General features: G+C 63.7%; 10 protein-coding genes and 1 pseudogene. 6 read left to right on the forward strand and 5 right to left on the reverse strand.

Annotated elements, in window-relative coordinates; translation table 11 throughout:
* Positions 1 to 98: 98 nt before the first annotated feature.
* The 3 genes from V6M48_RS02995 to V6M48_RS03005 form a co-directional block, all read right to left on the reverse strand.
* Positions 99 to 446, reverse strand: a complete 348-nt coding sequence (locus tag V6M48_RS02995) for a hypothetical protein (RefSeq protein WP_332811041.1) — start codon at positions 444 to 446, stop codon at positions 99 to 101.
* Between the two features lie 285 nt (positions 447 to 731).
* Positions 732 to 989: a hypothetical protein gene (locus V6M48_RS03000; RefSeq protein WP_332811042.1), complete on the reverse strand. Its 258-nt coding sequence runs from the start codon at positions 987 to 989 to the stop codon at positions 732 to 734.
* 356 nt (positions 990 to 1,345) lie between these two features.
* Positions 1,346 to 1,804, reverse strand: coding sequence for a helix-turn-helix domain-containing protein (locus V6M48_RS03005; RefSeq protein ID WP_332811043.1), 459 nt, complete (start codon positions 1,802 to 1,804; stop codon positions 1,346 to 1,348).
* Positions 1,805 to 2,037: 233 nt separating this feature from the next.
* Here V6M48_RS03005 and V6M48_RS03010 point away from each other — a divergent pair, with 233 nt between their 5' ends.
* Both V6M48_RS03010 and aroG read left to right on the forward strand, forming a co-directional pair.
* On the forward strand, positions 2,038 to 2,601 hold the full coding sequence (locus V6M48_RS03010) for a hypothetical protein (protein ID WP_332811044.1): 564 nt from the start codon (positions 2,038 to 2,040) through the stop codon (positions 2,599 to 2,601).
* Between the two features lie 358 nt (positions 2,602 to 2,959).
* On the forward strand, positions 2,960 to 4,057 hold the full coding sequence (gene aroG / locus V6M48_RS03015; RefSeq protein WP_332811045.1) for a 3-deoxy-7-phosphoheptulonate synthase AroG: 1,098 nt from the start codon (positions 2,960 to 2,962) through the stop codon (positions 4,055 to 4,057).
* Positions 4,058 to 4,339: 282 nt separating this feature from the next.
* On the opposite strand, the gene V6M48_RS03020 is transcribed toward aroG, so the two are convergent.
* Positions 4,340 to 5,023, reverse strand: a complete 684-nt coding sequence (locus V6M48_RS03020) for a cell wall hydrolase (protein ID WP_332811046.1) — start codon at positions 5,021 to 5,023, stop codon at positions 4,340 to 4,342.
* Between the two features lie 326 nt (positions 5,024 to 5,349).
* Positions 5,350 to 5,598 (reverse strand): DUF1153 domain-containing protein, encoded by a 249-nt coding sequence (locus V6M48_RS03025; protein WP_332811047.1) that lies wholly within the window; start codon positions 5,596 to 5,598, stop codon positions 5,350 to 5,352.
* A 260-nt stretch (positions 5,599 to 5,858) separates the two neighbouring features.
* Here V6M48_RS03025 and V6M48_RS03030 point away from each other — a divergent pair, with 260 nt between their 5' ends.
* The 4 genes and pseudogenes from V6M48_RS03030 to V6M48_RS03045 all read left to right on the forward strand — a co-directional run.
* A complete protein-coding gene (locus V6M48_RS03030; protein WP_332811048.1) occupies positions 5,859 to 6,164 on the forward strand; it encodes an antibiotic biosynthesis monooxygenase family protein in 306 nt (101 codons plus the stop codon).
* 107 nt (positions 6,165 to 6,271) lie between these two features.
* Positions 6,272 to 6,889, forward strand: coding sequence for a hypothetical protein (locus V6M48_RS03035; RefSeq protein WP_332811049.1), 618 nt, complete (start codon positions 6,272 to 6,274; stop codon positions 6,887 to 6,889).
* A gap of 178 nt (positions 6,890 to 7,067) precedes the next feature.
* Positions 7,068 to 7,910, forward strand: a complete 843-nt coding sequence (locus V6M48_RS03040) for a CDP-alcohol phosphatidyltransferase family protein (RefSeq protein WP_332811050.1) — start codon at positions 7,068 to 7,070, stop codon at positions 7,908 to 7,910.
* Positions 7,911 to 8,013: 103 nt separating this feature from the next.
* Positions 8,014 to 8,235 (forward strand): annotated as a pseudogene (locus tag V6M48_RS03045) (inositol-3-phosphate synthase); the annotation flags it as partial.

The following is an 8,235-nucleotide window of genomic DNA, read 5'->3' on the forward strand; positions in this document are numbered from 1 at the left end:
CTTATTCGCGCCGGCGCCGATCCCGCCTTGTGAAATGAGAGCCAGAACGGACTGTCCGCCGCTCTGGCTCTGCTTCGGTTCAAGCGGCACCGCCGCGTTCAGCGGCAGTAGCGGACCTTCACGCGCCGACCGATGTACGGATCGTACACCCGGCGCGTGTAGCAGCCGCCCCGATAGCGGTGATGACGGGAATAATAGCCCGGCCCATAGGAATGGTATCCGTAGTAAGCGCCGTAGCGGGGCGGCCCGTAATAGGACCGGTGATAGGGACCGTAGTCGTAAGAATAATGAGGCCCGCGGCCATGGTCCGACGCGAGCGCGGCACCGATGCCGAGACCGACGATGCCGGCTGCGATGGCAATTGCCGCGTCGTCGCCACCACCGCGATGACGATGCCAGGAACGTGCATCGGCCGGCACGGCCATGCTTGCCACGCCGACGCTCAAGGCTAGACCCGTGATGATTCTCCCAACTCGTTTCATGACAAAATACTCCTCGTCATGTCGTTCCCCTGCCATGGTTAAACGTTTCGGCGGGCGTTGAGTTCAAGAGGCGGTGCGCTCCATTCGGGTCGCTAAATTGCTCGCCACCGCCGTCTCGGGCTCCGTCCCGAGCGCGGCGCTGAGCAGGGGACTTCGTCTCGCCGGCGGCGCGCTCTGGAAGCGGATGCAGGCTGTCGCGAATCAACACGGCGTAGAGGCTGCTGCGAAGCGCCGGCCCGGGAGATGTCATCACCATCCTGCTCGAGTTGCGCGCTCGCCTTGCTCGTCCAGCGGCCAACTATCGTCATCGAGGCAGAGCTCACCGCGGATGTCGGCGGCGATGTCATAGAGCGCATCGCATTCGAACAGGTCGAAGGCTGCGTTGACCAATGCGAGACCACAAGGGCTGCAAAAGAGCATGCCGCGGCCCGCGTCGCGACGCGCCAAGGCAGCTGCGCTGATCAGGGTGTCGAGCTTTTCGGCTTGCGGATGGATTGACAGAGCCATCATTCAGCTATACGACGGATTTGTCCGTCAGTCAAGTTGTTTGAGCGATGCCCTCGCGGACGTGCCGGCCAATCGGGCAAGCTCCAAGCGGTAGCGCCATTATGGATTCGATTTTCGGGCGTCCGTCACACGTTGTTAATGTCGTGCGAGCGACAGTTGGAGGGCCGCGACGATCGGGGCGCCTCCGAGCCATAGGAAAAGTCCTAGACTTGTAGGAAATAGCCGACCAGAACAAAAGGAGAACATAGGCTAGGAGGTTTGTATGCTTGTCGATACTGGAGTTCTCCTCTCCGCGCCGGCCTGCGCCGCCGGTTGCGATCCTTGCTATCGCAGCTGCGCGCTGACGCGCATCAAGCTCAATTGGTGGGAGAGGGAGGAGGAGCGGCTTTTGCGCGGCCGCGTGAGGGAGGACGATCCTCGCCGAGAGGCGTGGCAGGCTGAGCTGGCGGAAGCCCGAGAATCGCTGCGACGGCTTCGGCTAGGAATGACGCTTTCCGTTCCCAGCTTCCCCGGCGCGGCATTTCCGGCAAGCTATCCAGGAGCGCCTGCTCGAGCTCGGCTGCACTAGGCAGCTCCGAGCGCAAGCGGATCCCGAACACCGACAAATCCGTGCCGAGCGCGCCGGCAAGCGCCGCTAGAACCTTGAGCGAGGGATTGTTGTTGCGGCCCTGCAGGATGTCATAGACGACGTCGCGGTCCAGCCCCGCATCGCGCGCGAGACCGCGCTGGCTGAGCGGCCCAAGCGGCTTCACCGCGGCACGCACAACATCGCGCACGAGCTCCATGTCCACGGCCGTCGCGGAATCCGACGACATCGCATTGGCCGAGCTCGCCAAATCCGTTCTCGAGTCACGATTGTCGGAAGGGGCGAGACGCTCGCCGCTCGCAGTGTCGGTTGGTTTCGCCGGATTGGTCCGTTCGGACAGCATGGCGCTCTATCCCATGTTCGCCTGCCGCTTCACAACATACGGACATATCCGTCAAATCGCTTGACACGACGGACATGTCCGTCAAATAAGGACATCCCCATTCGAGCGGGAGGATCAGCATGGTTAAGAAGACGAAACGCAAGCAGAGGGACGGTGCCGGCCAGGTTGCGACGGGCGCAGAGCCGATCGTCAATGAATTCACGGCCCGGCAAGGCACCTACCGTCCCTCGACCGTGGTCGATCTCGGCAACGAGCTTGGAGGGGGGCGGCAGAAGACCTACCGCGTCATCCGCAATCTCTATCCGACGATCGTCGATCGCTGGCTTGCCGAAGGCGGGCCCGGCTTCGACGAACCGCAGCGCCGCGCGATCGACCATTGCCGCGCGCTCTGGCACCGGCTCGGCGGAAGCGGGACGTTGGTGGCGAATCTCAACTGGATCGGCGGCGGCAATCCGGGACGCGAGCGTGGCCTCGAGCAAGCCGAGGCGCTCGCCCAACTCGGCCAATATGAGAGCCGAATTCCGCGGGCTTATTGGCGCGTGTTCGAGAATGTCGTCCGACACGACATGGCGGCGGGCGCCGCTGGCTCGCACTTGGCGAAAAACAGCGCGCAGCAGCAAGCCCATGCCAAGAATTGCGTCGGTTTCGTCGCGAGCCTGATAGCAATGTGGCGCGGCTTCTAGACCCATCCTCCAGCGGCGAGGACCAGGGAGCCTGTTCACCAGTGTCGGGCTGGGCAAGACAGACTTTGAAGCGATGGCTTGAAATGCGGCGTTGTGGCTGGAGCGAGGGACGAAGGCTGGCTCGCCGTGAAAGGCCGGGTGGGCGCAGACAGCGCGCCGACAGCGAGCACTTGCCGGTGATGCGGCAATGAAGCTAGGAAAGCGCAATGAGGCGCGTTTCATTTCCCTTTGCCAAATCGGCTGTCCTGCAACGGCAGGATGTGGCCGCGGCTTGGTTTAGCTGACGATCAGCGCCTGAATCGACCCCTGCGCCGGCCCAAAGAACAAGGCGGCGCTTCGAACCACCGGAAAATCGACCATGCAGCATCAGATCGACGACGTCCGTATTCGCGAGATCAAGGAAGTCTCGCCGCCTTCGCACGTGCTGCGCGAATTCGGATTGAGCGAGCAGGCGCGCGAGACTGTTTATGCGGCGCGTTCCGCGATCCACGCGATATTGAACGGCACGGACGACCGGCTGCTGGTGGTTGTCGGGCCGTGCTCGATCCACGACCCTGCAGCGGCGCGCGAATATGCCGAGCGGCTGAACGGCGAGCGGCGGCGGCTTGGCGATCGGCTCGAGATCGTGATGAGAGTCTATTTCGAAAAGCCGCGCACGACGGTCGGCTGGAAGGGGCTGATCAACGATCCCGACCTCGACAACAGCTTCAACATCAACAAGGGGCTGCGGATCGCGCGCGAGCTGCTGCTCGACATCAACGAAGCGGGCCTTCCGGCCGGCACCGAATATCTCGACATGATCACGCCGCAATATATCGCCGACCTGGTGTCATGGGGAGCGATCGGCGCGCGCACGACCGAAAGCCAGGTGCATCGCGAGCTCGCCTCGGGCCTGTCCTGTCCGGTCGGCTTCAAGAACGGCACCGACGGCAATCTGCGCATTGCGCTCGACGCGATCAAGGCCGCTTCGCAGCCGCACCATTTCCTGTCGGTCACCAAGGGCGGCCATTCGGCGATCGTGTCGACCAGCGGCAATGAGGATTGCCACATCATCCTGCGCGGCGGCAAACAGCCAAATTACGATCGCGCCAGCGTCGAGGCGGCCTGCGGCGAGGCGTCCAAGGCCGGCCTGCCGTGCCGGCTGATGATCGACGCCAGCCACGGCAACAGCCAGAAGAAGGCGGAGAACCAGCAGAATGTGGTGCGCGAGCTCGCCGATCAGCTCAAGGCTGGCGAGCAGCGCATCTTCGGCGTGATGATCGAAAGCCATCTCGTCGCTGGTCAGCAGGAGCTGGTGCAAGGCAGGCCACTGACTTACGGCCAGAGCATCACCGATGCTTGCGCCGGCTGGGACGACAGCGTCGCTTTGCTCGATGCCCTGGCCGCAGCGGTGGACCAGCGCCGATCCGCGATCGCCGGCGGCCTTGGCGCACTGCCCCAATCCGCCGCTCGCTGATCCCAGCCGGAGATAACGCCGCGCCTCGGGCGGCGATGCTGCCCGGCGCGCGGAAGCTTAGGGCAAGCTGCGATCAGATGAAATCGCAGCTTGCCCTATGTTTGTTTGATTCCGCATTGGTTCCTGCGAAAAGCCGGTACCCACGTTTTCGCGCAATGCTCTATAGCTGTAGAAGAAGTCTAGAGCGGAATGCGCGATATCTGGATCACGCATCCCGCTCTATTCGTTTGTTACCGCATCGTTTTCCGCGCAAAACCGGTTCCCACTTTTGCGCACGATGCTCTAGCTGTAGAAAATGTGGGTGCCGATGCGCGCCACGCGGGTCAGGCGGCGGCCCCAGGACGGCGCGACATAGGTGGCATGATACCACAAGACGTTGGGCGCCACCTTTTGCGCGCGGCCGTTGATCGCAATGTCGGCGATCGCGAGCGCTTTGCGCCAGCCTTCGCTCCTGGTGTCGGGGGTCGGGAAGCGGCCGCCGCGGATGAACGAGAATTGCGCCGGCTGGGTGACGACCCCGCAGATCGTGGTCGGATAAAGACCCGAGGCGGTGCGGTTGAGGATCACTTCGGCGACCGCCAACTGGCCTTCGATCGTCTCACTACGCGCTTCGAAATAGATCGCCTTGACGAGGCACATTTCCTCGCTGTCCTGATCGCCGAAATTGACGAACGAGATCACCAACTCGTGGAGCGGACGGTGCTGCTGCGCGACCGCGGGCCGGGTGGGCTGTGTCGCTGCGGGCTGAGGAACGGCAAAGCCGGGTCTGGCGGACGTCGCAGAGGGAGTAGATCCAGGCTGTTCGGCCGTGACCGCACTGACCGTCGCGATTGGCGCGGCTTGCGGCCCCTGGACTAGCTGCGCTGCTGCACCAGCGGGTGCGGCTTCGGCGATCGACGGCATCGAGAAGGACGCAAGCATCACGAGGGCCGCGGCAAAGCCGCCGGCTCGAACCAAACCGAACATTCATATCCTAGCTTGTGCGGTCGGCTGATCCGACGGATGCGCTAAAATGCGGATCCCGATCGCCCCCCGACTGGCATGCCCCCCATTACGGTGGCCGCGCCCCACAAAGTGCGATTGAGCGAATGACCGCACCAGGAGATCGAGTCAATCAAGCCAGAGCAAAGCAGCGATGAGCTGTGATCGACTCAGGACGAGCGGAGGGAACTTTCTAATTAACTATATTTATCAATATGTTCGTTGCCTCACCGAGGGGAGGGTAGCGGCAAGAGCTTAATGCGCCGCGCGCCGCGGCGCGTGATCGCCGCTTCACTCTCCGATCGAACCGATCAGCGGGACGGCCAGAGCGCCAGGTCCTGACGGGATGCTCGCCGCTGGTTGGTCGCCTTCAATCCCGAGACGCCGAAGAGGTTCAGCGCGCGCTGCCAGCTGAGAAACTCCTCCAAGGTCAGCCGATAGAATTGGCAGGCCTCGTCGATGGTTAGCAAGCCGGCCTGGACCGCGCCGACCACCTGGGCCTTGCGCCTCGCGACCCAGCGTGTGGTCGTCACCGGCGGCACCGATTCGGTCGCCAACAATGTGCCGATGTTTTCGCCACGGTTTCCGCTCGGGCGTCGCGGGTTTCGAGTTCGCTTGGGCATTGCAGACCTCATGTTTCAAACGCCGCCCCCGGGACAGGATCAGAGCCCGCCCGTCCTAACGAAATGGAACCGATCATGGTTAATTCGCCGAAACGGATCGCCTTAGCGATGGATCGCACGCCACCGGCTGAAGTCCGGCAGGCGGCACGGGGAGCGCTAATGCTATGGTATTCGTGCGTCTAAAGGAGGAGGGACCGGTGATCGCGATCGTCTGGCGCTACCGAGTTGCTCCCGCGAGCCAACGGCAATTCGAGCAAACCTATGGGAGCGCTGGCGATTGGGCAAAGCTGTTCGGCGAAGCCGAGGGCTATGTCCGCACCGAGCTGCTACGCGGCGGTGACGGCGATTATCTGACAATCGATTATTGGCTCGGGGCCGCTGCCTGGGAGGCGTTTTCAGCTGGCCAAGGCGACGCGTATCGCGCGCTCGACGCCCGCTGCGATGCGCTCACCGAGGCGGAGGAGCGGATCGGCCTGTTCGCCGTCGCGGCTGGGCTGAACTGAGTCGCGCGGCCGGCAAGAATCTCATCCCGGGCTGATGCAATCGATCCCGGATTGGGATACTCATTGAGCTGAGCAGCCGACTCACCCTTCGGCAGGGGAGGCCCGACTTGAAGTCCAGCCTAGACTCGACCGCATCGCGCGCCACGCGACCGGTCGCCGAGCATCAACGCTTCCCTGCGGCCCGCGGCTCAGCGTTCGAACATCATCTCATCGAGACCCGAAAGGTCTCGCCGCAGAGCGAGACCGCCGCAACAAATCAGCTAGGATCGTGGCGAACCATGGCGACGGTGGCGGTGGTCGTCGTCACGACCCTGCTCATCCTCAAGCTGGGCATTTGGTATTTCGTCGGGCTAGTCTCGGTTTACGTCGGGATCGATGTGGCGCAACGGCTCAAGACCCGGCGCGAGGGGCGTAATTCGAAGGCGATCTCGGTCGTGCGCGAGCAATCGGCGCGGACGATCACCTTCAACGGCCCTCGCTGGCATTGCGGCCGCGCCGCGCGCGTCGCTCATCAATGCGGCTGGATCGCGCAGCCGATGCAGCGCGGCGGCTTGTGGCGTTCGACGATCCGCTTCCGCCACGCGCGGCGCGCGACATCGGCCGCAGAGCTGCTCGAAGCGCTCAGCAGCGCCAAGCTCGCGACGCGAATCGCCGTCCGCGATGCTGTTCCCCACGTCGATTCGCGACCGCCGCAGAGCTCTCGCCACCTCAGCCGCGACATCTGATCGTCTGATCCTCCGTCCAGCGCCGCGCATGGTGGAGGGCTTGCTGGTGCAGGCTTTGGCCGGGCTGTGGCTGGCGCGCCACGCTCAACGATTTCGCGAACCGGCCTGCCAACGAGCGGGTTGACGCCACTGGCGGAAGCGTGGAGCGTCGGCGCAAGGCAGGTTCAGGGGATGCAGAATGGGGTTCAGGCTTGTCCCTGCGGACGGATCGCGCGACACGCGCATCGAAGATCCGTCCAACCTCTACCTGATTCATCCGGCCGGCCGGCTGCTGCTGCCGCTCGCGCTGCGCGCCGGGGTTTCGGCGAACACGGTTTCGGTGGTCGGGCTCCTGCTTGGCGCGGGAGCGGCGCTGGCCTTCGCGCATTGGAGCGACTGGCGGTTGGCGACCCTGGGTTTGCTGCTCTGCGTCGCGTGGCTGATCGCGGACGGGCTCGACGGCATGATCGCGCGCGCAACGAAGACCAACAGCGCGCTGGGCAGGGTATTGGACGGGCTGTGCGACCATGGCGTGTTCTTCCTGCTCTATTTCAGCCTTGCCTGGTCGATGGGGACCGTCGAGGCGTGGGTGCTGGCGATGGCGGCCGCGACGGCGCACGCCGTGCAGGCGAACCAGTACGAAGCCGAGCGCATACGCTTCCACCGCCGCATCAAGGGCGATCCGGGCGGACCGCCGCTTCCCAGCTTAGGCAACCCGGTGGTGCGGCTCTACGACAGCTTGACGCGGCTTTTCGATCGCTGGGCGGGACAGTTCGACGAGGAGCTGGAGCGCAGTGCCGATCCGCAGCAGCTTGGCGCGATTTATGGCGAACGCGCGGTGCCGCCGCTCAAGATGATGTCGTTGCTGAGCGGCAACGTGCGGGTGCTGGGAATCTATCTTGCGTGCCTAGCGGGCGACCCCCGCCTGTTCTTGTGGTTCGAGCTGATTGGTCAGTCGCTTGTAGCGCTGAGCGGCATCTTCTGGCATCGGGGGATCGAAGCCACCTTCGTCAGGAAATCGGTCTCGCGTTTCAAAGCATGATCGGCCAAAGCTTGACCGGTAGAGGGTGAGCACGCCAGAGGTGGCTACCTCGGCCATGCGGGAGTGGATAAATTGAACGTTTTCAACCGGGCCACGGTGTAGGATGGCGGATATCAACGTTGCAGTCGTTGGTGTGGGCAATTGCGCGAGCTCGCTGGTGCAGGGGATTGCGCATTACCAGAACGGCGGGGCCAATGCGCAGATTGGCCTGATGCATTGGGATCTGGGGGGATACCGCCCCAAGGACATCAGGTTCGTTGCGGCGTGGGACATCGATGTTCGCAAGGTCGGCGAGGATCTGGGGCGTGCGATCTTCGCCAAGCCC

It is taken from the genome of Sphingomonas sp. (assembly GCF_036677245.1).
Classification (GTDB): Bacteria; Pseudomonadota; Alphaproteobacteria; order Sphingomonadales; family Sphingomonadaceae; genus Allosphingosinicella.